At 43.1% G+C, this 26,228-nt stretch carries 24 protein-coding genes; 13 read left to right on the forward strand and 11 right to left on the reverse strand.

Going from position 1 to position 26,228, the window contains the following annotated elements; all coding sequences use genetic code 11:
* Positions 1-16: 16 nt before the first annotated feature.
* A complete protein-coding gene (locus VRU48_RS02170) occupies positions 17-1,993 on the forward strand; it encodes a sensor histidine kinase (RefSeq protein ID WP_330106290.1) in 1,977 nt (658 codons plus the stop codon).
* A 70-nt stretch (positions 1,994-2,063) separates the two neighbouring features.
* Here VRU48_RS02170 and VRU48_RS02175 read toward each other — a convergent pair whose 3' ends face one another.
* From VRU48_RS02175 to VRU48_RS02185, 3 genes are all read right to left on the reverse strand, one after another.
* The gene (locus tag VRU48_RS02175) at positions 2,064-2,390 is read right to left on the reverse strand and encodes a HesB/IscA family protein (protein WP_199141482.1); all 327 of its coding nucleotides are present in this window, start codon (positions 2,388-2,390) and stop codon (positions 2,064-2,066) included.
* Between the two features lie 98 nt (positions 2,391-2,488).
* Positions 2,489-2,902, reverse strand: a complete 414-nt coding sequence (gene iscU / locus VRU48_RS02180) for a Fe-S cluster assembly scaffold IscU (RefSeq protein ID WP_330106291.1) — start codon at positions 2,900-2,902, stop codon at positions 2,489-2,491.
* Positions 2,903-3,017: 115 nt separating this feature from the next.
* Positions 3,018-4,229, reverse strand: a complete 1,212-nt coding sequence (locus VRU48_RS02185) for an IscS subfamily cysteine desulfurase (RefSeq protein ID WP_330107747.1) — start codon at positions 4,227-4,229, stop codon at positions 3,018-3,020.
* A 123-nt stretch (positions 4,230-4,352) separates the two neighbouring features.
* Here VRU48_RS02185 and mce point away from each other — a divergent pair, with 123 nt between their 5' ends.
* The 9 genes from mce to VRU48_RS02230 all read left to right on the forward strand — a co-directional run bounded on the left by mce (position 4,353) and on the right by VRU48_RS02230 (position 10,888).
* Entirely contained in the window at positions 4,353-4,754 is a 402-nt protein-coding gene (gene mce / locus VRU48_RS02190; protein ID WP_330106292.1) for a methylmalonyl-CoA epimerase, read from the forward strand.
* A 136-nt stretch (positions 4,755-4,890) separates the two neighbouring features.
* A complete protein-coding gene (locus VRU48_RS02195) occupies positions 4,891-5,448 on the forward strand; it encodes a hypothetical protein (RefSeq protein ID WP_330106293.1) in 558 nt (185 codons plus the stop codon).
* A 9-nt stretch (positions 5,449-5,457) separates the two neighbouring features.
* On the forward strand, positions 5,458-5,745 hold the full coding sequence (locus VRU48_RS02200; protein WP_330106294.1) for a hypothetical protein: 288 nt from the start codon (positions 5,458-5,460) through the stop codon (positions 5,743-5,745).
* Between the two features lie 203 nt (positions 5,746-5,948).
* Entirely contained in the window at positions 5,949-6,197 is a 249-nt protein-coding gene (locus VRU48_RS02205) for a type B 50S ribosomal protein L31 (protein WP_330106295.1), read from the forward strand.
* Positions 6,198-6,268: 71 nt separating this feature from the next.
* A complete protein-coding gene (locus VRU48_RS02210; RefSeq protein WP_330106296.1) occupies positions 6,269-7,438 on the forward strand; it encodes a putative sugar nucleotidyl transferase in 1,170 nt (389 codons plus the stop codon).
* Between the two features lie 22 nt (positions 7,439-7,460).
* On the forward strand, positions 7,461-8,222 hold the full coding sequence (gene tpiA, locus VRU48_RS02215) for a triose-phosphate isomerase (RefSeq protein WP_330106297.1): 762 nt from the start codon (positions 7,461-7,463) through the stop codon (positions 8,220-8,222).
* The gene (gene prmA / locus VRU48_RS02220) at positions 8,222-9,061 is read left to right on the forward strand and encodes a 50S ribosomal protein L11 methyltransferase (RefSeq protein WP_330106298.1); all 840 of its coding nucleotides are present in this window, start codon (positions 8,222-8,224) and stop codon (positions 9,059-9,061) included. Before tpiA ends, prmA begins: the two co-directional genes overlap by 1 nt.
* Positions 9,062-9,142: 81 nt before the next feature.
* Positions 9,143-10,495 (forward strand): UDP-N-acetylmuramate--L-alanine ligase, encoded by a 1,353-nt coding sequence (locus VRU48_RS02225; RefSeq protein ID WP_330106299.1) that lies wholly within the window; start codon positions 9,143-9,145, stop codon positions 10,493-10,495.
* A gap of 33 nt (positions 10,496-10,528) precedes the next feature.
* Positions 10,529-10,888 carry a helix-turn-helix domain-containing protein gene (locus VRU48_RS02230; protein ID WP_330106300.1) on the forward strand — a complete coding sequence of 120 codons (360 nt, stop codon included), beginning with the start codon at positions 10,529-10,531 and terminating at the stop codon, positions 10,886-10,888.
* Here VRU48_RS02230 and VRU48_RS02235 read toward each other — a convergent pair.
* The 5 genes from VRU48_RS02235 to VRU48_RS02255 all read right to left on the reverse strand — a co-directional run bounded on the left by VRU48_RS02235 (position 10,865) and on the right by VRU48_RS02255 (position 17,711).
* Positions 10,865-11,983, reverse strand: a complete 1,119-nt coding sequence (locus VRU48_RS02235; protein WP_330106301.1) for a GNAT family N-acetyltransferase — start codon at positions 11,981-11,983, stop codon at positions 10,865-10,867. The genes VRU48_RS02230 and VRU48_RS02235 overlap by 24 nt on opposite strands.
* 69 nt (positions 11,984-12,052) lie before the next feature.
* Positions 12,053-12,259, reverse strand: a complete 207-nt coding sequence (locus VRU48_RS02240; RefSeq protein WP_199141605.1) for a hypothetical protein — start codon at positions 12,257-12,259, stop codon at positions 12,053-12,055.
* A 449-nt stretch (positions 12,260-12,708) separates the two neighbouring features.
* Positions 12,709-15,651 carry a sensor histidine kinase gene (locus tag VRU48_RS02245; RefSeq protein ID WP_330106302.1) on the reverse strand — a complete coding sequence of 981 codons (2,943 nt, stop codon included), beginning with the start codon at positions 15,649-15,651 and terminating at the stop codon, positions 12,709-12,711.
* On the reverse strand, positions 15,641-16,420 hold the full coding sequence (locus VRU48_RS02250) for a LytR/AlgR family response regulator transcription factor (RefSeq protein WP_330106303.1): 780 nt from the start codon (positions 16,418-16,420) through the stop codon (positions 15,641-15,643). The genes VRU48_RS02245 and VRU48_RS02250 overlap by 11 nt, the downstream gene beginning before the upstream one ends.
* Positions 16,421-16,586: 166 nt before the next feature.
* Positions 16,587-17,711 carry a CofH family radical SAM protein gene (locus tag VRU48_RS02255; protein WP_330106304.1) on the reverse strand — a complete coding sequence of 375 codons (1,125 nt, stop codon included), beginning with the start codon at positions 17,709-17,711 and terminating at the stop codon, positions 16,587-16,589.
* 181 nt (positions 17,712-17,892) lie between these two features.
* Between VRU48_RS02255 and VRU48_RS02260 the strand changes: the two genes are divergently transcribed.
* Genes VRU48_RS02260 through VRU48_RS02270 form a run of 3 tightly spaced genes read left to right on the forward strand, consistent with a single transcriptional unit; the run spans position 17,893 to position 20,875 of the window.
* Positions 17,893-19,131: a M16 family metallopeptidase gene (locus VRU48_RS02260; protein WP_330106305.1), complete on the forward strand. Its 1,239-nt coding sequence runs from the start codon at positions 17,893-17,895 to the stop codon at positions 19,129-19,131.
* Entirely contained in the window at positions 19,124-20,398 is a 1,275-nt protein-coding gene (locus VRU48_RS02265) for a M16 family metallopeptidase (RefSeq protein WP_330106306.1), read from the forward strand. The genes VRU48_RS02260 and VRU48_RS02265 overlap by 8 nt, the downstream gene beginning before the upstream one ends.
* Positions 20,399-20,422: 24 nt before the next feature.
* Positions 20,423-20,875: a GNAT family N-acetyltransferase gene (locus VRU48_RS02270; RefSeq protein WP_330106307.1), complete on the forward strand. Its 453-nt coding sequence runs from the start codon at positions 20,423-20,425 to the stop codon at positions 20,873-20,875.
* 61 nt (positions 20,876-20,936) lie between these two features.
* On the opposite strand, the gene VRU48_RS02275 is transcribed toward VRU48_RS02270, so the two are convergent.
* The 3 genes from VRU48_RS02275 to VRU48_RS02285 form a co-directional block, all read right to left on the reverse strand.
* On the reverse strand, positions 20,937-22,832 hold the full coding sequence (locus VRU48_RS02275; protein WP_330106308.1) for a DUF3857 domain-containing protein: 1,896 nt from the start codon (positions 22,830-22,832) through the stop codon (positions 20,937-20,939).
* On the reverse strand, positions 22,832-24,808 hold the full coding sequence (locus VRU48_RS02280; protein ID WP_330106309.1) for a DUF3858 domain-containing protein: 1,977 nt from the start codon (positions 24,806-24,808) through the stop codon (positions 22,832-22,834). The genes VRU48_RS02275 and VRU48_RS02280 overlap by 1 nt, the downstream gene beginning before the upstream one ends.
* A gap of 235 nt (positions 24,809-25,043) precedes the next feature.
* Entirely contained in the window at positions 25,044-26,039 is a 996-nt protein-coding gene (locus VRU48_RS02285) for a sterol desaturase family protein (protein WP_330106310.1), read from the reverse strand.
* Between the last annotated feature and the right edge of the window lie 189 nt (positions 26,040-26,228).

Here is a 26,228-nt window from a genome sequence, read left to right on the forward strand (position 1 = left end):
GATAAAATAATTAGCTATGAAATTTACAATTGCTTTTTTGTTGGTGTTTTGTACCGCTAATAGTTGGGGGCAGCTGCCTTCGGATAAACAGCGGCTGGTTGATAGCCTTACCGCATCACTGAAATCGCTCAAAAGCGATACCGCGAAAGCAAGGGCCAATTTTTTGATCAGCTCAAGCTGGTCTGACTTTGATTTCGAAAAAGCGCAGGGCTATCTTAAAACCGGTAGGCAATTGGGCGGAAAGGACCGACTTATGCAGGCGTTGTCTTATTTTTACGAAGGAAGGATTTTTGATCCCCGTGATTTAGAAAAGAGCAGCCAGGCCTACCTTACAGCCATCAGCTTATTTAACAAGCTAAAAACGAAAGAGGCTTATCTGCTTAAAGCAAGAGCTTATTTTAACTACAGCATTAACCTCTATAAACAAAACGAAAGTAAGAAGTGTGTCGATGTAATGCTCAATGAAGGTATCCCGGCAGGAAAAGAAAGCAGGGATTCGGTTTTGGTAAGCAAATTTTATATCATGCTGGGGAAAGTCTTTATGAACAACCAGCAATGGGAAAAGGCGGCTGCTTATTTCAAGCAAGCCATTGATCTGTTGGAAATTGTAGACCCGAAATCAAAGATCCTGCTTACGGCTTACACGCGCTTGGCATTTGCCTACTGCCACGTTGATAAGTTTAACCAAGTGAAAATGGAGTTGGACAAGGCAAAAAAACTGATTGCCTTTTTTCCTGATTCGAGAGAACTGCTCGATTATTATGAAGTAGAGGCCGTGTACCTGATGATGGGGCTGCAACAGGATAACCAAGCACTGGCCACGCTAGACAAAGGCCTTGCGCTCGCTCATAAAATCAGAGCTGATGATAGGGCAATTACTTTTGCTTTTCAGAAATACAATGTCTTAGTAAACAATGAAAAATTTGAAAAAGCACTGCCCATTTTAAAGCAGATAGCCAAGGATACTCAGTTTATGGATGTACCTTTTAATAGGCAACAGGTATACAAAGAGTTCAACAATACGTATGCTTCGATGGGGAACAAAAACGAAGCCTATAACTGGTTGCAGCAGTACGCCAAAATAACCGACAGCCTGAATGAATTAAAATCAAAAAAAGAGATCAATGAGCTGGAGATAAAATTCAGGAATGCCGAGAACCAGAAAAAGATCGTGGAGCTCAACGCCGCCAACGAAAAGAACAAGCTCAAGGCTAAAAACAACCGACTGATTGGGCTTATTGTGAGTTTGTTTTTGCTGGTTGTAGCCGTTTTTGGCTGGATGCTTTACAGGAAGAGCAAAAAATTGTCGGATCAGGAAGAACTTAATCATAAGCAGGAAATCAAAGAAATAGCCCAGAGAGAACAGATTAAAATAGCACAGGCCATGTTGCAGGGCCAAGAAGAGGAACGGAAAAGGGTAGCGCAAGACCTGCACGATGGCCTGGGTGGTATGCTTGCGGGCGTAAAGATGAACCTCTCGGTATTTGTTGCCAAAGAAAGAAAAGAAGAGCAAGCAGAGCTGTATGGCATCATCGAGCAATTGGATAAATCCGCTAGTGAGCTTCGCCGTATTGCCTATAACATGATGCCCGAAACTTTGCTGAGGTTTGGATTGGAAACCTCGTTGAGAGAGTTGTGCGAATCTTTTGTTTCGAGCCAACTGACCATAGATTTTCAGTACTATGGTTCCAAAAATGATTTGCCTATCCAAGAGCAGATCAGTATTTATCGCATTGTGCAAGAGCTGCTGACCAATGCCTACAAGCATGCTCATGCCAAAAAAATACTCGTGCAGTGCAGTCAAGATGAAAAAAACTTTCTAATTACGGTTGAAGACGATGGGGGCGGGTTTGATCCCCATACCGTTAATCAAGGGATGGGCCTTGCCAATATCAGAAACAGGGTAGATTACCTGAAAGGCACTATAGAAATCGTCGCCGGAGCTAAACAGCAAGGTGCCCAGGTCAATATCGAGCTCAAGTTGCAGCGCTGAGCCTGATTTGCCCAAACGAAAAAGGCGCGCTTGATTGCTCGAGCACGCCTTTTTGCCTTATTAAGTAATATTAAACAGAAAAACTTTCGCCACAGCCACAAGAACGGCTGGCGTTTGGATTGTTAAAGTTAAAGCCCTTGCCGTTTAGTCCGTCGGTAAAATCCAGTTCGGTGCCGGCAAGGTAAAGGAATGATTTCATATCCAAGGCGATCTTGATGCCCTTGTCTTCAAAAAACTGGTCGCCGGTTTTGGTTTCGTTGTCGAAATCAAGGTTGTAAGATAAGCCCGAGCAACCACCGCCCTTTACAGAAACCCGTAAAAAGTAGTCAGAACCCAGTTGCGAATCCTGCATCAGGTGGTCTATTTTGCTTTTTGCTTTATCGGTTATGGTAATCATAATTATTTACGATTTACGATTTTGGATTTACGATTTTGAATTGAATTCATCGATTGAATGACCCAATCTAAAATCGTAACTCGTCAATCTCAAATTTACTAGTGGTGCGATTTTTCTAAAACCAATGCTTCCATGCCGTTTTTAACGCGGTAATCGTTAATGGCCGATTTGATGGCATCTTCTGCCAATACTGAGCAGTGGATTTTTACCGGTGGCAAAGCCAACTCTTCCACGATGTCCATGTTGTCGATTTCCAAAGCTTGGTCAATGGTTTTTCCTTTTAGCCATTCTGTAGCCAAAGAAGAAGAGGCAATAGCCGAACCACAGCCAAAGGTTTTGAATTTAGCATCGGTAATCACGTTGTTGGCATCAACTTCTATCTGCAGACGCATAACGTCGCCACATTCTGGTGCGCCAACCAAACCGGTACCTACGGCTTTGCTGTCTTTATTTAAAGTACCAACGTTACGTGGGTTGGTATAATGATCGATTACTTTTTCTGAATATGCCATGATATTTTAGATTTTGGATTTTAGATTTACGATTTTCTAAAATCTAGGTCCCTTTTATATTTTTTCATCGTAGAGTGCTAATCGTAATTCGTCAATCTACAATCGTCATTCTATTTTAGTGTTCAGCCCACTCAATTTTGCTCAAGTCAACGCCTTCTTTAAACATTTCCCAAAGCGGAGAAAGGTCTCTCAGGTGGTTAACGGCTTTCTTGGTGTTCTCAATTGCGTAGTCAACTTCTTCTTCGGTGGTAAAACGGCCCAAGCCAAAACGGATTGAAGAGTGTGCCAAATCATCAGATAGACCTAGGCTTTTCAATACGTACGATGGCTCTAAAGAAGCCGAAGTACAGGCCGAACCTGACGATACCGCCAAATCTTTCATGGCCATCATCAAGCCTTCGCCCTCTACATATTTGAAAGAGATATTGGCTACATGTGGCAAGCGGTGTTCGCGATTGCCATTTACATAGCTTTCTTCCAAAGTAGTCAACGCACTTTCCAATTTATCGCGCAAAGCCGATAAACGCTTGGCTTCTGATTCCATTTCCAACCTGCACAATTCGCAAGCCTTGCCTAAACCTACAATGCCCGGTACGTTTAAGGTACCCGAACGCATGCCGCGCTCGTGGCCACCGCCGTCCATTTGTGCGGTAACTTTAACCCTTGGGTTCTTTCTGCGTACATATAAAACGCCAACACCTTTAGGACCGTACATTTTATGCGCACTGAAAGCCATCAAGTCGATGCCGTCTTCGTTTACGTTTACCGGAATTTTGCCCACAGCCTGTGTAGCGTCGGTCATAAACAAAGCACCATGCTTGTGTGCAATGGCCGAAATTTCTTTGATCGGTTGGATCACGCCGATTTCGTTGTTGCCATACATAATGGTTACCAAAATGGTTTTTTCGGTCATCGCTGCTTCAAGCTCCTGCAAATCGATCAAACCATCTTCTTTTACGTTCAGGTAAGTTACTTTGGCACCCAGTTTTTCCAGGTGTTTGCAGGTATCAAGTACGGCTTTGTGTTCTGTTGTGGCAGTTATGATATGGTTACCTTTGTCTTGGTACATTTCAAAAACGCCTTTAATACCTAAGTTATCGGCTTCTGTAGCACCAGAGGTGAAAATAATCTCCTTGTCTGTACAACCAATTAGTTTTGCTACCTGTTCGCGCGCATAATCAACACCTTCTTCGGCTACCCAGCCAAAGGCGTGGTTGCGGCTGGCCGCATTGCCAAATTTGTTGGTAAAGTAAGGCAACATGGCCTCTAGCACCCTTGGATCAAGAGGCGTGGTAGCATTATTATCTAAGTAAATTGGAAGTTCCATCATCTATCAATTGTTATCAATACACAAAGATACGAAAAAAGTTTTCGAACAATTATAAATAATAGCTATGAAGCTATAGGTAAAACCCGCATTTTTACATTTGCTTAACTGTTTAAAACCAATATGAACAAGATAGAACACATTGGCATTGCCATTAAAGATATGCAACAGGCCTGTCGCACCTATGAAAAACTGCTCGGAACAGCCTGCTACAAAACAGAGCCGGTAGAATCGGAAGGGGTAAGCACTGCGTTTTTTAAGGTGGGGCAAAACAAGATCGAACTGCTGGCCAGTACCCGCGAAGACAGTGCGATTGCCAAGTTTTTGGAAAAAAAAGGCGAAGGAATCCATCATATTGCTTTTGATGTGGAAGATATCTATGCAGAAATGGAGCGCTTAAGAGGCGAGGGCTTTACCTTGCTCAATGCCGAGCCGAAAAAAGGCGCCGACAATAAGCTCATCTGCTTTGTGCATCCGAAGGATAGCAACGGCGTGTTGGTAGAACTTTGCCAGGAGATACGTTAGTTCACTAGTGTCATTAGTTCATTGGGTGATTGGATATTTAGATTGTTAAATTGTTGAATTGCCAAACTGTTGTTAATAAAGAACTGCCAGCTGCCGATTGTAAACTGCCAATTGTTAACCGCCAACTGTAATGGAAATGGAATTAGTTCAAGTTGTAATTGATTTATTAAGAGCTAGTTATTCGGATGTAACTTATGATGGGTTGCACGTCGAATATGAAGCTGGACGTGGCAGGCGTTCTATTTATGTACATGATATCGACTATGCCGATGGCAGGCTGGCTTGGCATGAAGCCGATGGCTCAGACAATCCTTACCTGGTGGTTTATGGCGATGGTGCTGTTTGGAGTTGGGCACCCATAACCGGTGGCGAAAATTCTGTTTATTTTGAATGCCTCTTGGTCGAGTGGTATCAAGGACACCTCCTCTTTATCTGCTTTGAAAAAAACAGGATCTACGTGAACTCGATGAAGGATAAAAAGATCAGGGCCTTTAGTTTTTATGGCGATGAACTGAAAAGAAAAGATGACGTGCTCTATTGCCACCTGTATAAAGAACGGAATCTGGTGAGGCGGGTAAAGTTGCCCGAGCTCATCGAAATGGAGCCCCTGAGTTTAGAGGAGTGCCGAAAAAATGGAGTAGCGCCCGAAACTATAGGCGGATTAAACGATTTGTCGTCAAAAAAATATAAATAAGTTAAAATAATGGCTGAAGTAGCATCATTAATCAAAATAATCAGCAAAGATTTCGATATCGCCGAGAACCTGAACGAAGAACAGCTTTACCACATCCTGGTCAATTCGTTCGATTATTTGGTGGAAAACGATTTTTCGAAGCTTTTGCAAATTCTTTACCGGGCCGATGTAGACCAGTACAAGCTTAAGGAACTGTTAGAGAGCAGTGGCAACCAAAATTCAGCCGAAGTGATTGCCAAGGCCTATATCGAACGCCAAAAAGCCAAGATAGAAACCTGGAAAAAATACAGTTCGTAAGCAGAATTTGGAGGAGCAATCCATCTTCTTCGAATTTTAATTGATTTGGTGTTGTAAATGAAAAATAAAATTAGGATATTTGCATCCTCTAAAATTAGAGCGAAGAAACAAAAGACTAATTGAAATATTCATAAGTAGCGTTGCCAGCAAATTGCAACCTTATTCTTGAAGTTTCATACACATAAAACTTAAATAATATTCAAATGAAAAAAGATTTGCATCCATCAAGCTACAGATTTGTTGTGTTTAAAGACATGTCTAACGACTATGCTTTCTTAACCAAATCATGCGTTGAGACTAAAGAAACTATTAAATGGGAAGATGGAAATGAATATCCATTATACAAATTAGAGATTTCTCACACTTCTCACCCTTACTATACTGGTAAAATGAAATTGGTTGATACCGCTGGTCGTATCGATAAATTCAAATCGCGTTACGCAAAGAAATAATTTTAGCTTACGCATAAAATATTTGAAAGTCCCGTGCAAATGCCTCGGGACTTTTTTTATTTTTGTAGCTTATGACAATCAATTTATTTGATGACAAGTCTTGGCTTTCGCTAAGGCCGCTGACCTTTACCAGGCCTGTGGCAAATTTGAGGATAGGCATCTTAACCATTGCCGAAAAATGGGCAAAACACCTCCATGCCGATTTTGGCTACTTAACGCAAGCCTACCTGAGCTCCAAATACCCTGCAATAGATTCATCTCTTTATATCAACGGGTCTATTTGTCCGGATGAAGCGTTGCTGCAGGCTGTAACGGCACTCAAAGATGGTGAGGTACTGGTTAAAAACGAATTGGTTATCGCTTATGCTGCTTCGGTTCGCTTAGTGGCCGACCAGGCTTTGGCGCAATTGAAACCCATAAACTTTACTGGCGATTTTACCCATTTGGTTTATCCAGAACAGTTGTTTGGGCTTAACCCCACAGAGATAAGAAAGGATTTTGCCTTGCTCACCAAGGGCAGAACTTCGGCGCAGCTCGACAGTACCAATACCGTTTTGGGCGACCATATCTTTGTAGAAGAAGGTGCAAAAGCTACATGCAGTATATTTAACACCACTTACGGGCCTATTTACCTGGGCAAAAACTCGGAGGTTTGGGAAGCGAGCGCCATCCGTGGTTCGTTTGCGCTTTGCGAAAATTCGTCGGTAAAAATGGGTGCCAAGATCTATTCGGGCACTACAATCGGCCCTAATTGTCGCGTAGGAGGCGAAATCAACAACTCGGTAATCTGGGGCAATTCGGCAAAAGGCCACGAAGGTTACCTGGGTAATTCGGTGATGGGCGAGTGGTGCAATATTGGCGCCGACAGCAACAATTCGAACCTGAAAAACAATTACGCCAACGTAAAGCTATACGATTACGAAACGCAAAAAATGCGCGATACCGCCTTGCAGTTTTGTGGCTTGATCATGGCCGACCATGCCAAATGTGGCATCAATACCATGTTTAACACGGGTTCGGTAGTAGGGGTAGGCGCCAATGTTTTTGGGGCGGGCTTTCCGCCAAACCATATTCCAGATTTTAGCTGGGGCGGTGCGCAGGGCTTCGAAACCTATCGTTTAGACAAAATGCTGGCTACCACCGCAAAAGTGCTGGCCAGGAAGCAAGAGGTTTTAAATGATACCGATGGGGCCATTTTGGCGCATATTTTTGAAATAACAGAACAATATAGAGGGTTTTAAACTCAACAAAGCAATAAAAATTATGAGAAAGAAGATAGTTGCAGGCAACTGGAAAATGAATTTAGATTACCAAGAAGGGGTATCTCTTTTTTCGGAAATCGTAAATATGGTGAGAGATGAAAGAAAAGGCAATCAGATTGCCGTGATCTGCTCGCCGTTTATCCATCTTAACAGCTTGTCGCAATTAGCTGGCGGCGTAGTGAAGATTGGAGCCCAAAATTGCCACCAAAACGAAAGTGGTGCATTTACTGGCGAAATTTCGGCCAAGATGCTCAGTTCTGTGGGTTGCGAATATGTAATTATCGGCCACTCTGAGCGCAGGCAATACTTTGCCGAGTCGGACGAGCTTTTGGCTCAAAAAACCGAATTGGTACTTAAAAACAACCTTACGCCAATTTTTTGCGTAGGCGAAACCCTCGATGAGCGTAACAATGGCAGCTATTACCACGTGCTCAAAACACAATTGGAAAACGGCCTGTTTAATTTAAGCGCTGATGATTTTGCGAAGATTGTTTTGGCCTACGAGCCTGTTTGGGCTATTGGTACCGGTTTAACTGCAACGCCAGAGCAGGCACAAGATATCCACGCCTTCATCAGGGCCGAAATAGAAGCCAAATATGGCGCTAACCTTGCCGATAATACAACGATTTTATACGGTGGCAGCTGTAACGCCAAAAATGCGCCCGAACTATTTGCCCAACACGATATCGACGGTGGCTTAATTGGCGGCGCTTCGTTAAAATCACGCGATTTTGTTGACATCATCAAAACCTTCAATTCCTAATGGATTATAAACAAGTAGCTTTTCAGTTTGGCCAGATCGAAGAATACCAGAAAGATTTATTGGTAGGCGCCCTCGGCGAAATCGGTTTTGATACCTTTGAAGATAACGACAAGGGCTTTGATGCCTTTATTCTGGCTAACCAGTTTAACGAAATCGAACTGAACGAGGTTTTGGCAAGTTTTGGCGATGAACTGCAGTACACTTACTTGGTAAGCGATATCGAGGCCCAAAACTGGAACGAAGAATGGGAAAAGAATTTTAGTCCGCTTATTATTACCGACAATTGCTATGTGAGGGCCACTTTCCATGAAGCACAGCCCCAATACGAATACGAAATCGTAATCGACCCCAAAATGGCCTTTGGCACCGGGCATCACCAAACCACCACCATGATGATGCAGTATATCCTCGAAACAGACGTTGAGGATAAAACGGTACTCGACATGGGCGCAGGTACCGGTATATTGGGTATTTTGGCTTCGAAAAGAGGCGCAAAGCAATTGGTTGCCATAGACAACGACGAGGTTTGCCATCGCAGTACCATCGAAAATGCCGAATTGAACGAAGTAAGCAATCTGGCGTCGTTTTGTGGCAGCAAAGAGGCCATTCCAGCTACCCAGTTTGATATCATATTGGCTAATATCAACCGTAATATTTTGCTCGATCAAATCGAGTCTTATGACAAGGTTTTAAGAGAAAAAGGCCTGATTTTTTTCAGCGGCTTTTATGAAAGTCCGGATTTGGACATGATCAAGGCGCACTGTGCCGGTTTCGACCTGGTTTATCTAAACCATAAGAAGCTCGGCGATTGGGTAGCGGCCCAGTTCGTGAAAAAGTAAGCCGTAAGGTTGTAAAGTTTTAAAGTTGAAATGTTTGAGTATCTGAGCTTTTCAACGTTCCAACAATTTAACATTAAGCATATGCGTATACATTTTATCGCAATAGGGGGCAGTGCCATGCACAATTTGGCTATTGCCCTGCACAAGAAAGGTTTTAACGTTACAGGTTCTGACGATGTGGTTTTCGAGCCATCGAGCAGCAGACTGGCCAGCTATGGACTTTTACCGGCCGAAATGGGTTGGAACGAAGAGTCGATTACGCCTGATATCGATGCCGTTATCTTGGGTATGCATGCCCGGGTAGACAATCCGGAGTTGCTAAAAGCTCAGGCATTGGGCTTGAAAATTTACTCTTATCCCGAATACATCTACGAACAATCTAAAGATAAATTGAGGGTGGTGATTGGTGGCAGTCATGGCAAGACCACCATTACTTCGATGATCTTGCATGTGCTCAATTATTACAAGCGCGATTTTGACTATTTGGTAGGGGCACAGCTGGCCGGCTTTGATACCATGGTTAAGGTAACCGACTCTGCACCTGTAATTATTATTGAAGGCGACGAGTATTTGGCTTCGCCAATTGACCGCAGACCAAAGTTCCATTTGTACCATGCAAACATTGGGGTAATCAGCGGCATAGCATGGGACCATATCAACGTTTTTCCTACATTTGGGGAATATATTTCCCAGTTCAGTAAATTTATCGACACGATATCGCCCAACGGAAAATTGATTTATTGTGAAAATGATCCGGAATTAAGAAAAATTGTAATTAACTCTAAAGCAAATATTGAGCGCATTCCCTATGGCGTTCCGGCCCATGAAGTAATAGACGGAGTAACATATATTTTGCCTCAGCGCACCCCGCTTAAGGTGTTCGGGGATCACAATTTAATGAACACGAGCGCGGCCAGGTTGGTGTGCGAGCAATTGGGTATAAACGAAAATGATTTTAACCAGGCTATTGCATCTTTTACTGGGGCAGCCAAGCGTTTAGAGCTGTTAAACGCCAGTAAACAGACCAATGTATACAAAGATTTTGCACATTCACCATCTAAGTTAAAAGCTACTATTGATGCCGTAAAGGCACAATTTAAAGATAGGAAACTGGTGGCCTGCATCGAGTTGCATACCTTTAGCAGCTTAAACAAAACCTTTCTGCAACAATATCAAGATACGATGAACGACGCTGACGTCGCCATTGTTTACATAGACGAAAAGACTTTTAGCCAAAAGAAAATGGAGCCCTTGACAGAAAAAGATGTTCAAACATCTTTTGGCGATGAAAGGCTGCTGTTTTTTAACAACGCGGCACAATTGGAAGCATATTTGCGGCAGCTTGATTTTGCTCAAACAAACCTGTTGTTGATGAGCTCGGGTAACTTTGGAGGCATGGATTTGGTTAGATTGGCATTAGAGTTGAATGTATAGTGATGTACAAACTCTATTTACCTAACAAATCAAATGAACAACATTGGAAAAAACATCAGACAGTTGCGTCAAAAAAATGGCTGGAGCCAAGGAGAGGTAGCCAAAAGACTTGATATTTCTATTCCCGCATTTTCAAAAATCGAGACAGGTATAACAGACATCAATATTTCCAGGTTGGACCAGATAGCCAAGCTATTCGAGGTTTCTACGCTGGAAATTATTTCTAACGATGGCAAAGGCATCCAAGGTGGGATTTCGTCGGTAGAAATCAGCATTCTGAAAGATAAGCTTGCCATCAAGGAAGAAGAAATCACCAAGCTCCAAAAAAAGATCATCGATCTTTATGAGGAGCTCAGAAATTTATCGGAATCAAAGAACTTTCCGCAACGTTAAATGGCGCTTGCCAAAAGTTGCACCAGTAGCCTGATGTACGGCAATCATTTTTTCGTTAAAATCGCCTACCCACGAAAGTTCCAGTTCCTTATATTGGTTTTTGGGTATAACGTACTCCTTTAGCTTGATAAAAAGTGCGGATTCTAATCCGTGCTTTTGGTAGGCCGATTTGGTACCCATTACAATGGCACGCATACGCGTAACGCCTACCCATCGCCTGTAGGCAAACTTTAGCTTTTCCAATAGGCCCAATTTGCCATCCAACCCCTTGATCATTTGGTTGGCATCGGGAATAATGACCACAAACGAGGCTGGTTCGCCATTGGCATAAGCAAACCAAATAAGCTTTTCGTCCATGATAACTTCCATTTGCTTAAAGCTTTCTTCGAGTACTTCCTGCTTAATAGGTACAAAGTTTTCAAAATCCTTCCAGCCATCGTTGTAAATCTCCATCAGGTCTTTGATGTATTTTTGGGAATCGCTTTTTTTGAAATGCTCAAAAGTATAGCCTGGCTTATTGGCCACCCAGTTGGCAATTTTGGTAAACCTCTCGGGAAACGGGATGCTGAGGTTGATATGGTTGGTTAGCTGTTCGTAGGCGGTTTCAAAACCATATTCGGTAAAGAATTTCTGGTAATAAGGCAAATGGTAGTTCATGCCGTAAGAAGGCGGCGTAAATCCTTCAACCAATAGCCCCCAAAACTGATCGTTTTCGCCAAAGTTGATGGGGCCTTCCATTACTTTCATGCCTTTAGACAAGAGCCAGTTTTTGGCGGTATCGAACAGTAAAAAAGCAGCTTCTTTTTTATCGATGCATTCGAAGAAACCCATGCCACCGGTAGGCTGCTCATAATGGTGCGCTTTTTTCTCGTTAATGAAAGCGGCTACGCGGCCAATGGTTTGGCCTTTGTTGTCAACCAAAATCCAGCGTGTGCATTGGCCATGCTTAAAGAAAGGGTTTTGTTCTTCGTCGAATATTTTTTCGATGTCCTGGTCTAGCGGGCGGATCCAGTTATGGTCGTTTTGATAGATGGTATCTACAACATTTAAAAATTCTCTTTTCGTTCCTTTGTCTTTAACGGGTACGATCTTCATTTGCGGCATGGATTTAAAATAAAAAGCACCCTAAGAGGATGCTTTTAAATATAAGGTTTTTAAACTTGATTAGTATCTGTCGTCGTCATCGTCGTCATCGTCAAAACTTTCGAAGGTATCTAAATCGTCTAACGGCATATCGAAGTCGTCGTCATCGTCTTCGTCCCTGATATCACGATCTTGGATATCATCATCTTCTTCTTCATCTGATTCCTTTTTGCTAGACATCGGCTTGTTCAATGGGTTTTTCTGAATAGGTTTTTTTGGCGTTTTCATAACACAAAAAATATTAATTGTCGGAAAGTTTTAACGATTACTCTAAATTACAAAAAATCTTTTTAAATAGAAAGAAACCTGTTTTTTTAGAATTTTATTTGAGTCAAAATTAATATAAAATCATTCTTTCTGAAAGTTTTTTTGATTTTTTTCGGGGCTTGAAACGTAAGAGATTAAGCAACAGTCGGACAGCTTTCGGAGAGCGGAAAATAGGCGTTAAAACAAAAAAGCGTCTCGAGTTTTTCGGGACGCTTTTAACACACAAATGAAACCTGAATTGAGATATAGTTTTAGGTTAGGTTAAAAAATATCTTTGTCAATCCTATAAGAACGTTTTTAAAACAAACCCATCTGGGTTGTTGAATATCTTATAACAAGTTTAATGCTATTTGAACAATGATTAGAGAATATTTAGTGAGTGGTATGAATAATTGAGTAAACGGTAAAAATTACTGCAACGGGACCAAAATTGTGATGGAAGTGCCACTTTCTCCCAGCTGTTCGATGTACAATTGTATAGGTTTTGCTTCAATCTTGTTCAATAAATTGATCCTTTCTTTGGTCAGGCTCATGCCTTTGCTTTGATGGCCACCTTTCTTTTGGCCCAGCGAATTGTTGATGCCTACGCCATTATCGATAATCTGAATGCGCAGGTAATCGTCGTCTTGCTGATTGATTTGGATATTAACCTCGCCGCCTTCCTCTTTTGGCATGATGCCATGCCATATTGCGTTTTCGATGTAAGGTTGCAAAAGCATGGAAGGAATAAGGGTTTCTTCCTTGTCGAGCTGCTGATCAACCTGGATGCTGTAAATGAGCTTGTCGCCAAAGCGGTTTTTCTCCAGGCTGAGGTATAGATTGAGGTATTCGGTTTCTTCTTCCAAGTTGATATAGCTCTTGGTACAGATCTCGAGGTTCTTTCTGATGAGCCTCGCAAAACCCGTGAGCACCTTGTTGGCCGATGAAGTGTTTTTGGTGTTGATGTAGTGCTGGATGGAATTCATCACGTTGAACACGAAATGGGGGTTCATCATGGCCTGCAGTGCCTGTTGCTCCAACATCAGGATTTTGTTTTTCAGCAATAGCTGTTCCTGTTCCTTGTTTTTCTGCCTCTTGGTAATGCTAACGGTTATGGCGTATAAAATGTAGCCGCCAATGGCCAATAGCAGGGCGAAAAACCACCAGGTTTGCCAAAAATGCTTTTCGAGCACAAAGTTGAACTTGGCGGGCTCGCTCCAGGGGCTGTCCTGGCTTTTTGCGCTTACTTCGAAGTTATAGGTGCCTGGTTCCAATGAAGAAAGTTCCAACCGTCTGTTTTTGGTTTCAGACCAAGGGGCATCTGGTTTTAAGCGATACCTGTATAGTATTTTGCGGTTCTTAAAGTCGATGGCGCTGTAGTTAAAGGTAATGTTGCGCTCGTCGGGTTTGAGCACAAAACTGGCCGAACTCAAATCGAGCACTTCCCGGTTGTTGAGCACCGAAGAAATGTAGATTTTTGGCGCTTTGGTTTGCGTGGCCCTTTGGCCGTGCGCAAAATACACCAAACCATTGTTGGTGGCAAAATAGGCCGTGTCGGTATCGATATACAGGTCGTTCAGGTCGTCTGATAGCAGGTCGTTGGCATAATCGAACGAATTGATGCTAAAGCTGTTTTGGGCTGTCGAAATGCGGGTAATGCCGGTATTGCTGATGGCCCACAGGTAATTGTCTTTAACAAACAATCTGTTGATGATGTTGTTGTTGAGGCCGTCTTTCTGGGTAATGTGCCTAATTACCTTGCCATTTTGAAAGATGACGATACCATAGCCATCGGTAGCCATGGCCAAGGCGCCGTTAGCCAGTTCCTTGATGTCGTTGATGCGTTTGGTGAGCAAAGGCGCATGCTCGTAATATTTGTTGAGCACGCCACGGTTAAACTCCGAAAGACCGCTGATGTTAGAAAACCATAAATCTTGTTTGCTGTCGTAAAAAACACGGTAAGAACGGTCCTTAAAATAATCTTGCTGTTCTTTGTAGTTGAGCGAGGAGAATTCGAACTTGTTTATCCGGTCGTTGATGATTACCACGCCCGAAGAAAGAGCCAAGGCCAGTTTGGCACTGGTATCGATGCTGAAGTTTTTGACTACAAACACCGAATTGTTGGTTTCCTTTAAAAAGCGAAGCGATTTTTGTTGCGGATTGGTAGCGGAAATGGAACCGAGGCCATAATCGGAAGCAAAGTAAAGGGTATGGTTCTTTTTGTCGATCAGCAATTGCTTGATGGTATTGTATTTTCGCTTGTCGGCAATGTTGATTTGCTGTACACTTTTCGATTTGATATTCAGGATGTTGAGGTCGCCAGTGCCCATACCCAGCCACAGTTTACCATTTTCGTCTTTGGTTACGCTTTTCACCACTTCGGTACTCAAGCCTTGGTCTTTATTGACGATGTAAAGCCTTTCTTTGGCGGCGGGCAAGCGGTAAATACCGTTTTTGGTGGTAAACCACATGTTCTGGTTGTTGTCTCTGATGACCTGGTTCACATCCACGTTTTTGAGCAGCTGCTTGGTGTTGCCGTCGTAGTCTATTACATAAACGCCGCTGTTGTTGCTTAGCCAGAGTTCATCGTCGTTGGCATAAATGTAACCCGGACTATTGCCGAGCAGTTCTGGGGCTACGTGCAAAACCGGTCTGCTCATGGCACCCGATTTGATGTTTAAGCCATCTTTATTTAAAAAGTAAACCAGTTTATCCTTGGTGAGCGCAAGCGTTTTATAAGACAAGGGCAAGAAATCGTCTTCGATGCGCACAAAGTTGTTCCTGATGTACAAAAAGCTGGCCGTGGTGCTATAAGCCCAGATATTGCCATGCAGGTCTTCATAAATAAAGGCATTGGCAAATTGCTTATCCATGGTAGGAGAGCTGTATTTGAGCAACGATTCGCCATCCCATACGCCAATGATGTTCTTATTGGTGCCAAACCAGATACGGCCTTTGCTGTCTTCGAAAAAAGAAACAACTACCGCATTGAAATTGAGCTTTTTGAGCTGTTTATCGTTATCGGGATTATAGATTTTGCCATTGTAGAAATAGCTCAATTGTCCATTAAGCGATAAAAACCAGATCCTGCCTTTTTTGTCTTCCCTCAGCTGCAATACCTGGTTGTCGGGTAGGCCATCATCAACAGAAAAGTTTTCGAACATGGTGCCGTCAAAGCGGCTTACGCCGGCATCGGTGGCAATCCAGATATAGCCCTTGCGGTCTTGCAAAGTATAGTAGCAGTTATTGCTGGGCAAGCCGTTTTTGGTGGTGTAGTGGGGCAGGTAGGCCGTTTGGGCAACAGCTTTTGCGTTGGCGAATAGCAATAAGGCCAAAACAGCAAAAAATAAACGCAAACAAGCTCTAGCTCTCACTTTGGATATTGGTATAGGCTTTAATGGCATCGAAAAAATCGCTCGCTCTTCTGCGCGACACGCTAATCGCTTCGCCGTTGGTTAATACGACCAGCAGGCCATTTTTAGAATTGTATTCTTTGACGTATTTGAGGTTAACGATGCTCGATTTATGGATGCGTACAAAGCGTTCTTCGGGCAATATCTCTTCGTAATCCTTTAAGATCTTAGAAACCGCAATTTTTTCGAGGTTGGTCAGGTGGAATACCGAATAGTTGCTGTCGGCTTCAATGCGTATAATTTCGTCTATATCCACCAATCTGTAGCCCTGTCCGCTGGGTAAGGTTATTTTTTTGATGGTGCTGCGCTCGCTCAGGTCGTTGGCCAGGTTTTTTAGGCTTTCGTTGCGGTTGTTTTCGGCCTTGTTCAGTTTGATGTACTTGGTGGCCTTGGCTACGGCCTCTTTCAGTTCGTCTATGTCGATGGGCTTGAGCAGGTAGTCGAGTGCATTAGCCTTGATGGCTTTTAAGGCATACTGGTCGTAAGCTGTGGTAAAAATAACCGTAGCATTGGCATTTTGGGCCTGCGGAATAAGTTCGAAACCATTCTCGCCTGGCATGGCAATGTCTAAGAAAATCAGGTCGACACTGTATTGGCTCAGCAGGGCCCTGGCATCGTTTACCGACTTGGCGATACCCATAATATTGACGTTTTCGCAATTTTCCTGCAGGAGGAAATAAAGCGAGGAACGCGCAAATTCTTCATCATCAACTATGATCGCATTTAGCATAGGTTAGTTTTAATAGGGCTTAATTTATCAAAAAAAGCAGGAAATAGGAAATATTCTGTGCGATTACATCCAAAAATTAGCCTTGTACGCTTGAGCGCATTGAGCTTTTTCCCTATCAATCCAACACCTGCCGTTAGTGGCGCCATTCATCGTGGTGCTAACCTTTTTAGTAGGTAATTACCTGTTCTTCCAAATGTGCGGGCAGGTCGCGGTAATTGTATTTTTGGCCACGCAACTGAGGCTCGAATCCGGCTTCCCTGATGGCGGTTTGAATGCCGTTTGCGGTGAAGCGGTGCGGTGCGCCGGCTGCCGAAACCACGTTTTCTTCGATCATGATCGAACCAAAATCGTTGGCACCGGCATGCAGACAGAGTTGGGCTACGGTTTTGCCAACGGTTAGCCAGCTGGCTTGAATATTTTTGACATTGGGCAGCATGATTCTGCTCAAGGCAATCATCCTGACGTATTCGTCGCCGGTTACGTTGTTGCTAATGCCTCTTAAACGTTTCAGCAAGGTGCCGTCATCTTGAAATGGCCAAGGAATAAAGGCCAAAAAGCCATTGGCATCGGCAGGTTTTTCGCTTTGTACCTCTCTGATCCATACCAAGTGCTCAAAACGCTCTTCAATGGTTTCTACATGGCCAAACATCATGGTCGCCGAGCTGGTAATGTCCAGCTGATGGGCGGCGCGCATCACATCGAGCCACTCCTGACCGCCACATTTGCCTTTAGAAATCAACCGACGCACCCGGTCGTTCAATATTTCGGCTCCGGCACCCGGTAGCGAATCCATGCCATTGGCTTTGAGTTCTTTCAAAACTTCGGTATGCGAAATGCCTTCCAATTTGGCGATATGGGCAATTTCTGGCGGACCTAAAGCATGTAGCTTCAAATCTGGATAAAGCTCTTTGAGCTGCTTAAACAAGTTGGCGTAAAAGCTCAGCCCCAAATCGGGATGGTGTCCACCTTGTAGCAGCAATTGATCACCACCCAGGCGAAAGGTTTCTTCTATTTTAACCTTGTAGGTTTCGATATCGGTAATGTAGCTTTCGTCGTGGCCGGGCCTGCGAAAGAAATTGCAGAACTTACAGTTGGCAATACATACGTTCGTGGTATTTACGTTACGGTCAATCTGCCAAGTCACTTTTCCGCTTGGCACCTGTATTTTTCTCAATTCGTTGGCTACATAGGCCAGCTCTGCTGTGGTAGCATTGTGGTATAAAAAAACGCCTTCTTCTTTGGTAAGGAAGTCGAATTTAAGCGCCCGCTGTAATAAATCGGCAGTGTTCATAACACAAAGATAACTAAAAGGGATGTAAGGCGGGTGTAAAAATAGTCGGGAAGTTTTGTAGTCCATGGCCTTAAGGAAAACAGCCTATTCATTAATCAATTTATCATAAAACAGACACATCTGCTATTTTGCCTTATCGGTTTTGGCTTTTTCTCTATATTTACGCTCCTTAAAAAATATTATGGTAGATTTTAATCGTTTTACGCTGTCTAATGGCCTCAAAGTACTGGTACATGAAGACAGCACCACGCCCATGGCGGTATTGAATATTTTGTATGATGTTGGCGCCAGGGACGAAGAAGCCGGACGGACCGGTTTTGCCCATCTTTTTGAGCACCTGATGTTTGGCGGTTCGATTAATATCCCGAGTTACGACGAGCCTTTGCAACGGGTTGGTGGCGAAAACAACGCTTTTACAAGCAACGATATTACCAATTATTATATTACTTTGCCGGCCGTTAATATAGAAACGGCTTTCTGGCTCGAAAGCGATAGGATGCTCAGTCTTGCCTTTTCCGAAAAAAGCCTCGATACGCAACGCAACGTAGTGATGGAGGAATTTAAGCAACGCTACCTTAATCAGCCTTATGGCGACGTTTGGCTTAAATTAAGACCATTGGCCTATCAAAAGCATCCCTACCAATGGGCAACCATTGGCCAGGATTTGGCGCAGATAGAAAATGCTAAGATGGACGATGTGAAAGCGTTCTTTCAAAAACATTACAATCCGAAAAATGCCATTTTGGTAGTAGGGGGCAACGTCAAGACCGAAGAGGTGAAAAAATTGGCCGAGAAATGGTTCGAACCTATTCCGGCCGGCGAAAAATATGTGCGAAATCTGCCTAAAGAACCTGAGCAGCAAGAGGCGAGGACCTTAACGGTTAATGCAAACGTGCCTTTGAATGGCATTTATATCGCTTTTAAGATGGCTGCAAGGCTGGATGCCGATTACCAGGTATATGATCTTTTGTCTGATATTCTTTCGCAGGGACAATCTTCGCGCCTGTACAACAGCCTGCTCAAGGAACAAAAGCTGTTCAGCGAAATCAATGCCTATATTACGAGCAGCCTCGACGAAGGCCTGTTGGTGGTAGAAGGGAAATTGGTTGCCGGTGTGGCCATGGCCGATGCAGAAAAGGCCATTTGGAAGGAACTGGAGAAGATAAGCACGGAGCTGGTTAGCGAAGAAGAACTGACCAAAGTAAAGAACAAATCCGAATCGATTATGGTATTTTCCGAAATGAGCCTGCTAGACAAAGCCATGAACTTGGCTTATTACGAGCTGTTGGGCGATGCAGCGAAGCTGAATACCGAAATAGATAAATACCTGGCCATTACAGCCACCCAGCTTCAAAGCGTAGCTGCAAAAACCTTTGTAAAAGAAAAATCGTCTACCTTATATTATTTGGCCAATGCTTAACCGTACAATTGCACCTGATTTTAAACAGGTAAATGATATCCATTTTATTCATCCCCAAGCGCAGCAACTCGATAATGGCATCAAGGTTTTTACCGTCAATGCGGGCAAACAGGAGCTGGTGAGGATCGAATTCATATTCGAAAACGTAAACTGGACTGCCAACAAGCCTCTGCAGGCCATGGCCGTAAATGGCTTGATCAATAGTGGCACCAAACAGCTTTCGGCCAAGGAAATTGCCGAGAAAGTGGATTATTATGGCGCTTTCCTGCAAACGGATTATACTGCCGATCAGACCAATGTTACGCTCTATACCTTAAATAAACATTTAAAGGCCGTGTTGCCTATTGTTTGGTCTATCCTTAACGAAAGTGTTTTTCCTCAGCACGAATTGGATATTTACATCCAAAACCAGAAGCAAAGGTTGCAGGTAAGTTTGCAGAAAAACGACTTTATGGCGCGCAAAACATTTGCAAATGCTGTTTTTGGCCAAACTCCCTATGGCGTAGATGTGCAACTGACCGATTATGATGCCTTGACCCAGGCCGAACTGCTGGCTTATTTCAAGGCGGCTTATCAACCATCAAATTGTACCATCGTTGTAGCGGGCAAGTTTGAGGAGCAAGAGTTTGCCGTCTTAAACAAAGTTTTTGGTGGTGAATGGGAAAACCGCGAGGCTTCGGCAGTCAACAGTTTTGGTTTTGAGCCTACAACGGGTCAAGAAATCTATGTAGAGCGAGCAGATGCCCTGCAATCGGCCATCAGGATGGGCAATTTGAGCATTAACCGTAAACATGCAGATTTTCCGGGCTTACAGTTGCTCAATTGCGTGCTTGGCGGCTATTTCGGATCACGTTTAATGGCCAACATTCGCGAAGACAAAGGCTATACCTATGGCATCGGGTCGAGCATTGCCTCGTTAAGGCATGCAGGCTATTTCTTTATTGCCACCGAAGTTGGAACCGAGGTTTGTGCCAGTGCCTTGAATGAGATAGCGAAAGAAATCGACTTGCTCAAAACAGAGCTGATCAGTAACGAAGAACTGGATTTGGTACGTAATTACATGCTGGGTTCTATGCTCGGCAGTTTGGAGAATGCTTTTTCGCATGCAGATAAGTTCAAAAACATCTATTTCTCTGGTCTGGATTACGATTATTACGACAGGTATATCCAAACCGTTAAAACTACAGGTGCCGAAGAACTGAAGCAACTGGCCAATACGTATTTGAACTGGGATGCGATGACCAGGGTAGTAGTAGGTAAAAAATAATCGCTCGTTGACATCAAAGATTTTATGAACATCCCTCAAGAAAACCCACAATATACCTATATCGTTAACCCCGATTTGTCTAAAATAGACTGGGACTATGTAATTTCGCTCTTTTATAAAATAGAGTGGAAGCATCGCAAGGCCGAAGAAATAGCGGCCGCCTTTAAAAACAGCACCACAACGCTTTTTATATTCGATAACGATCGGATTATTGCTTTTGGCAGGGTGGTAGGCGACGGCCGGTATTACGCCATGCTGGCAGATATTGTGGTAGATCCCGATTACCAGCAACAGGGTTTGGGCAAATATCTGGTCACCACGCTCAACAACCAGTTAGAAAACTACCACTTCGTTAATTTGAGCGTTGCCCCAGGTGCCGACCATTTTTATAAAAGCATGGGCTGGAAAAAACAAACAACAGCTTTTATCTGGCCACAGGGCCCCAAACAGTTAAGGCAGCACTGTGAGGCCGAATAGCTTGGAAGTAAATATTCAAATCATAAAAAAATCCCGCATCGTTTAGGATACGGGATTTTTTTTAAGGCGCTTTGGCCAAAATAGCCTTTTGCTTGTCGGCCTGATAGATTTTCTTGTAAAAGTCTACCAGTTCGTTATATTTCTCTGGCGGAAATTTCTTGGCCTCCATGCTTTGGGTGCGCGTATAGGTAATGGTATTGTCTTTAGCTACAAACTTGGCCGTGTAGGTTCCAAATTCAGATGTAATGCTGATATCCTTCGGAAGAAATTCTATTGTGTAAGACTTCGGCAAAACAAAATTGATTTCGTCTAGGTCTTGGTAGCTGAACGGAACAGCGAAGTAGGTTTTACGGTTATCTAATTTGGCTGGTACGCTTTCTCTCCGGTTTACCAAATTCACGGTCAGAAAAGCCTTATCGCCACCTTTGCTTAACAGTTGGTTGCTCTTCAGGTTAATTTCTTCTGTCATTATCGGAACAGCTTTGTTGGCTTGCTCGTATTTGAACGAACCCAGTTCTGCTCCCGGGATGTCGTTGCTTTGGTTTATTTTTTTGCGTTGTTCGGTAGGTTCTATCAGCAGCATGCCAAAATTATCTTCAAACTGGGCATTGCCATAAGTGGCCTTAATGTTGATTTCGGCGGTGCCATCTTCCGCAAAATTCACCTTGGTTTTCCTGTCCTGAAAGTTGTCTTTTGCGCTATAAGCAGGTGTGTGTACCAGCTTGCCCCCGTCTTCGGTTATCATCAATACATTCCTGTCGGAATTGTCGAAGCCGATAAAGCCCATAGGCATATGCTGGCTGGTACATTCTAAAAAGGTAGTATCGTTAGGCAAGGGCACGGAAAGAATCATGTGGTTGGCTTGACCCATGCTCGAATAGGCAGGATTAAGCCCGGGCATGCCATTGCCGATTACAATCAGGTTAGATTTTATGCCTACCTCATTCAGCAGTGCCTTCATGTAGTTGGAAAGCGCTTTGCAATCGCCATAATTTACCTGAGCCACTTTTTCGGCCAAAATAGGCTTAAAGCCACCAATGCCAAGCTGTACGCTAACATAGCGTGTATTTTGCTGCAGGTAGTTGTACAAAATCCTCATCTTTTCTTTGGGTGTTTTGACATCCTTGGTCAGGTTTTGTACCTGCTGTTTGGTAGCTAAAGGCAGGGTGTTTCCGTTCTCGTTCAGTTTGTATATCCAATCGCCAAAATTTTTCCAGCTGTTAAAATTGCCCTTGGTGCCATCGTATTCGAATTCGTTGGGCGAAACTTTTACCCAATCTACTACATTGTCGAAACCAATGCTCAAAGGCTCACTGCTAATGGCTGGTACATTGATGCTTGACCATTTATACACCGTTTTATCGCCGTTTTTAGTCGAGTCGGTTTTAAGATTGGCGCTGGCCAGATACCTCAGGTTAACCGAAGGGCTTTTTTGCAGGGTATAAACTGATTTTTCTGTAGCAATGCCATAACCTTTAATGGAGCGCCATGAGGGGAAAGACAAAATGCCTTTAAAATCTTGGCTGTAGCTGTACTCAATGGTGTAAGGATAAGTGGTACTGTAAAATTTCAACAGCTTTACGCGGTTGTCTTCAAAGATAGAGTAGTCGGAAATCATGCTCATGTCCCTGATGTCGGCCGATTTGTACTCCCTCACTTTTTTGCCTGTAGCATCGTACAGTGTGGCCTTGATGTTGTAAATGCTCGAAAACTTATCGTAAGATTCGGCCATTTCGGCAAAATCGTCTCCGGCTTTATTCAGCACGGTAATCGCAATTTTGTAATCCAGTTGTCCTGAACCGATGTTTTTAAAATCAAAAAACTGTTCTTCGGTACGCACAACGGCCACCGCATCTTTGGTTAAACTGGCATCTATTTTAGACGCATCATAAGTGCCTTGGGCATAAGCAGCCAGGCTAAGCCATGCAAATAAGGTGCTTGTTACTATCTTTTTCATTAAGATTTCTTTTTGAATACAATCTGCTCGGCTTGCTTCTCGACAACGGCCTTAAACAATTCTTTCAAATCAAAGTATTCATCAGGTTCGTAAACAGATTTAGGAAGGTCGATTATGCTTTTTACCAAAAGAGTTTTTCCTTCGGCTACAAAGCTGATGCTGAACGACCCTTTGTTATCGGGTAGTTTGTAAGCCATGCTTTTAGGCAACTTGTCTATTTCATAATCCTCAGGAAAGGTTACCGTAATGCGGTAGTTTTCTTTAAACGGATAGGCAAAATCTACCGGAAAAACACGTTGCTCGTGTTTAAAGAGGTTTTCTTTGGTACGCTCGTACAAGAGTGGCGTAAAGTAAACCAGGTTGCCGGCTTCTTCCACATTGTCGTCAATCTCTACATCCATCGATTCGGTCAAGAGTTCGTCGAGGTTGTCAAGATTATCTATTTTATAATTTTTGAGCTCAAGACCTGTTTTGTCTTTTTTATAGTTCTTTAAAAACTCGGTCTCATTGTTGGTTGTTCTGTACTTGTCTCTCAGGTTCAGTGCCGAATAACCCCTAGAATATTGGCTCAGCTTTCCTTTTAGCTTGTTTTCCTTGTCTAGGGCGAGGGTATAGTTAAAGATTTTTTCGCTTGGCAAGGTTGGTTCTGTTGCGATCCATGCGCCAACACCATTTTTAATATCTATGGCAAAACCCGTATGGTTTAGGTTGTCGTAACCGATAAGGCCCACAGGGATATCTTTGTCGGTGGCATCTAACAACACGTTTTTATTGTTTACCACTATGCAGACAATTACGTTGTTGAATTTAGAGATGATAGGATAGCCCGGATGCATGCCATTGTCTCTGGTACTTAGCAAAACCGCATAGGCTTGGATCTTGGCTTCGTTTAAGAGGCTCAGCAAGCTCAGGTTAATGTCGGCCGCATTTCCGGATTTCTTTTCGAAAATGGTTTTCGGATTGGTGGCCGAAGTATAAAAGCTGTACTCGTCATTCCATTTTAAATTGTTCTTCACATAGTTGAAAATCAGCGTAGCCATGGTCAGCGTATCTTGCTCGCCCTTTAAGATGCCAGGCAAAACAGACTTGGCATAAGAATTCTTGTTCACAAAGCCGCCGATGTTTTCATCATCTTTCAGTTCGGCAATTATTTTCGGCCAGGTGCTGCTAAAGTCCTTGTACATTTCGCCAGGAAAACGTGTAGCTTGGAGCTCGAAATCAACAGATGGTATATAATCGTCGATTGTAGTGAGGTAGGCTTCGTTTTTTAAGGCAGGGACATTTTCCAATACATACTGATCGTATTTAGCGGTAGAACTTGATGAGCCATAAGTAGCGTTTACATCTTCGTGCTTGGTTTGCTTTACCTGCATATAACCAGAAAAATTGGTTTTGTAGATCAGGAATTCAGGTATTTTAACGTTGTATTCCGTATAAATTGTAGGAACGCCACTCTGGAAACTCCAGCCACGCAGGTTAAAAATAAACGGCGACCTGATGGTGTATTTATATTCGATGATCGAACCTTCTTTGACGTTAGGCAAGGTAAACTTCTTGTAAGTAAAGGCTTTGGTCAATTCTTCGGTAAACTTGGCATCTTTGGTCAGTTTGCTGGCTACCATTTTCCCATCAACCATATTGTAGGTAGCAGCATCCATATTCAACAGGACTTCCTTGCTGCTTCCTGTACCGCGGAGACCAATTTTATAGTTGGCCAGATCGTAGCCATTTTTGTTAAGCACTTTGTAGCGCACATGCTTTTCGAAAATATAGACAAAGCCTCCCGGACCGATTTCAAAATAACAGTTGCCTACATCGAACAGTTTTACGGCCGATGCGGCGGTGTCTGCGCCAGGGGCCTTGGCAGCAAAATCTTCGGGAGCAATTTTTCCGAATTTAAATTCCTTTTTTTGGGCATAGCCAACCAAATGGGACAGAGTAATCCCTAATAGAAGTAGGAGAGCTTTAATTTTCATAGTTTGGATTTATTTTGGTGCAATGATAGAAACATTTCTATAAGTTTTAAAAAAAACACAGAAATATTTAGTTAGTGTATTTGCAATAGCGTGATTAGGCTATCTGCGATGCTTGGAGGCGTGTTTTTGTGTTTGTAACTTTTGGATTTGCCAGGTATGGCTATGCTAACAAAACCTAGATTTACACGCACTGTAAATAGAAAACAATCACATTGTAAGTATGGCCGAATGGCATTTAGGCACTTTGTTGCGCTTGTAAATATTCGCTTCGCACCACCTTGGCCGTTTTGTGCGCTTTGGTATGGCTCCAGCCAGGTGGCATCACGATGTATAAGAACTTGTTTTTCAGTCCGGGTGCATTCCAAACATCTTGGGCCAGCACTACAAATTCGCCAAAATAGGCATCTAAAAAGCTGTTCTTTTTCATGACCCTCGTTATGCCATACTCAATTTTGATGCTTTTGTCTTCTTCTTGGTAGGTTTTAAAAACATGATCCCATATGGGTAGGAGATTGCAGAAATTGGTATCCATGTACAAAGGGTTTTTGGCATGGTGTACCCGATGGTGCGAAGGCGTCAGGATAATTTTGTTCAGGAAGCCAAAACGTCCATCTTTCGAAATGTTTTCGCCAATGTGGATGAAAGAACCCCAAACGCCATCAATAAACATAATGAGAAACAACAAGGCCGGACTAACGCCTAAAAGAATACAGACACTCGTCCTGATCAGGTCGGCATAAGGTGCTTCGAGAAAGAAATGGGCAAAGTTAACCGATAGATTCATGGTTTCGGGCGCATGATGGGTAGAATGCAGGCACCAGAACAAACGGATCTTGTGGCCCAAATAGTGATAGATGAAGTGGCCAAATTCCCAAACAACATAGCCGTAAATCAACCCGTACCAGGTAATTTCGAGGCTAAACGGCGCAAATTTGGCAAACAGGCCGATACAGATGGAAACCATGCCGATAGAAATAACACGGCCTACCAGCGAATTGAGCACCAAAGAAAAGAAGGAAATCCGGTAATCAACCAATTTGAACCTGCGGTAAAGCAGCATCCTTATAATTTCGAAGAGCAACAGAAAAGGAATGATAGGCCCAATAAGTGCCGTGATGCCTTTCCAGGTCAGAAATTGCCCATAATCGTGGGTGGTCATTAGCTTTAAAAAATCGCCAAGCCCAAAGAAGCCGATGAGCCATTCTTTAACGCCGATAAAAAAGTTTTCCATATGAGTTAAGGTGTTTGCAGCAATTGAAATTAACTCAATTCTATAACTTTTGCAAGCAGCAGCCTATTGGCTAATACCGAACGCCGCAATGAAAAGAGGGGCGCAAATAATTATTTCCTTCGGCAAAGCCATTTTAAACTAACAATCCCTAAACTTTTTTGGTGGCATAAAACACAATCATATTTTTAT

This window comes from Pedobacter albus, assembly GCF_036324255.1.
Taxonomy (GTDB): domain Bacteria; phylum Bacteroidota; class Bacteroidia; order Sphingobacteriales; family Sphingobacteriaceae; genus Pedobacter; species Pedobacter albus.

Excerpts from the sequence above, each read along its gene's own strand:
- VRU48_RS02225 (WP_330106299.1), top strand. The coding sequence starts at position 9,143 with ATGCGTATACATTTTATCGCAATAGGGGGCAGTGCCATGCACAATTTG.
- VRU48_RS02260 (WP_330106305.1), top strand. The coding sequence starts at position 17,893 with ATGGTAGATTTTAATCGTTTTACGCTGTCTAATGGCCTCAAAGTACTG.
- mce (WP_330106292.1), top strand. The coding sequence starts at position 4,353 with ATGAACAAGATAGAACACATTGGCATTGCCATTAAAGATATGCAACAG.
- VRU48_RS02285 (WP_330106310.1), bottom strand. The coding sequence starts at position 26,039 with ATGGAAAACTTTTTTATCGGCGTTAAAGAATGGCTCATCGGCTTCTTT.
- VRU48_RS02230 (WP_330106300.1), top strand. The coding sequence starts at position 10,529 with ATGAACAACATTGGAAAAAACATCAGACAGTTGCGTCAAAAAAATGGC.
- VRU48_RS02205 (WP_330106295.1), top strand. The coding sequence starts at position 5,949 with ATGAAAAAAGATTTGCATCCATCAAGCTACAGATTTGTTGTGTTTAAA.
- VRU48_RS02250 (WP_330106303.1), bottom strand. The coding sequence starts at position 16,420 with ATGCTAAATGCGATCATAGTTGATGATGAAGAATTTGCGCGTTCCTCG.
- VRU48_RS02175 (WP_199141482.1), bottom strand. The coding sequence starts at position 2,390 with ATGATTACCATAACCGATAAAGCAAAAAGCAAAATAGACCACCTGATG.
- VRU48_RS02240 (WP_199141605.1), bottom strand. The coding sequence starts at position 12,259 with ATGAAAACGCCAAAAAAACCTATTCAGAAAAACCCATTGAACAAGCCG.
- VRU48_RS02195 (WP_330106293.1), top strand. The coding sequence starts at position 4,891 with ATGGAATTAGTTCAAGTTGTAATTGATTTATTAAGAGCTAGTTATTCG.
- VRU48_RS02185 (WP_330107747.1), bottom strand. The coding sequence starts at position 4,229 with ATGGAACTTCCAATTTACTTAGATAATAATGCTACCACGCCTCTTGAT.
- VRU48_RS02170 (WP_330106290.1), top strand. The coding sequence starts at position 17 with ATGAAATTTACAATTGCTTTTTTGTTGGTGTTTTGTACCGCTAATAGT.
- VRU48_RS02275 (WP_330106308.1), bottom strand. The coding sequence starts at position 22,832 with ATGAAAAAGATAGTAACAAGCACCTTATTTGCATGGCTTAGCCTGGCT.
- VRU48_RS02255 (WP_330106304.1), bottom strand. The coding sequence starts at position 17,711 with ATGAACACTGCCGATTTATTACAGCGGGCGCTTAAATTCGACTTCCTT.
- prmA (WP_330106298.1), top strand. The coding sequence starts at position 8,222 with ATGGATTATAAACAAGTAGCTTTTCAGTTTGGCCAGATCGAAGAATAC.
- iscU (WP_330106291.1), bottom strand. The coding sequence starts at position 2,902 with ATGGCATATTCAGAAAAAGTAATCGATCATTATACCAACCCACGTAAC.
- VRU48_RS02210 (WP_330106296.1), top strand. The coding sequence starts at position 6,269 with ATGACAATCAATTTATTTGATGACAAGTCTTGGCTTTCGCTAAGGCCG.
- tpiA (WP_330106297.1), top strand. The coding sequence starts at position 7,461 with ATGAGAAAGAAGATAGTTGCAGGCAACTGGAAAATGAATTTAGATTAC.
- VRU48_RS02235 (WP_330106301.1), bottom strand. The coding sequence starts at position 11,983 with ATGAAGATCGTACCCGTTAAAGACAAAGGAACGAAAAGAGAATTTTTA.
- VRU48_RS02265 (WP_330106306.1), top strand. The coding sequence starts at position 19,124 with ATGCTTAACCGTACAATTGCACCTGATTTTAAACAGGTAAATGATATC.
- VRU48_RS02200 (WP_330106294.1), top strand. The coding sequence starts at position 5,458 with ATGGCTGAAGTAGCATCATTAATCAAAATAATCAGCAAAGATTTCGAT.
- VRU48_RS02270 (WP_330106307.1), top strand. The coding sequence starts at position 20,423 with ATGAACATCCCTCAAGAAAACCCACAATATACCTATATCGTTAACCCC.
- VRU48_RS02280 (WP_330106309.1), bottom strand. The coding sequence starts at position 24,808 with ATGAAAATTAAAGCTCTCCTACTTCTATTAGGGATTACTCTGTCCCAT.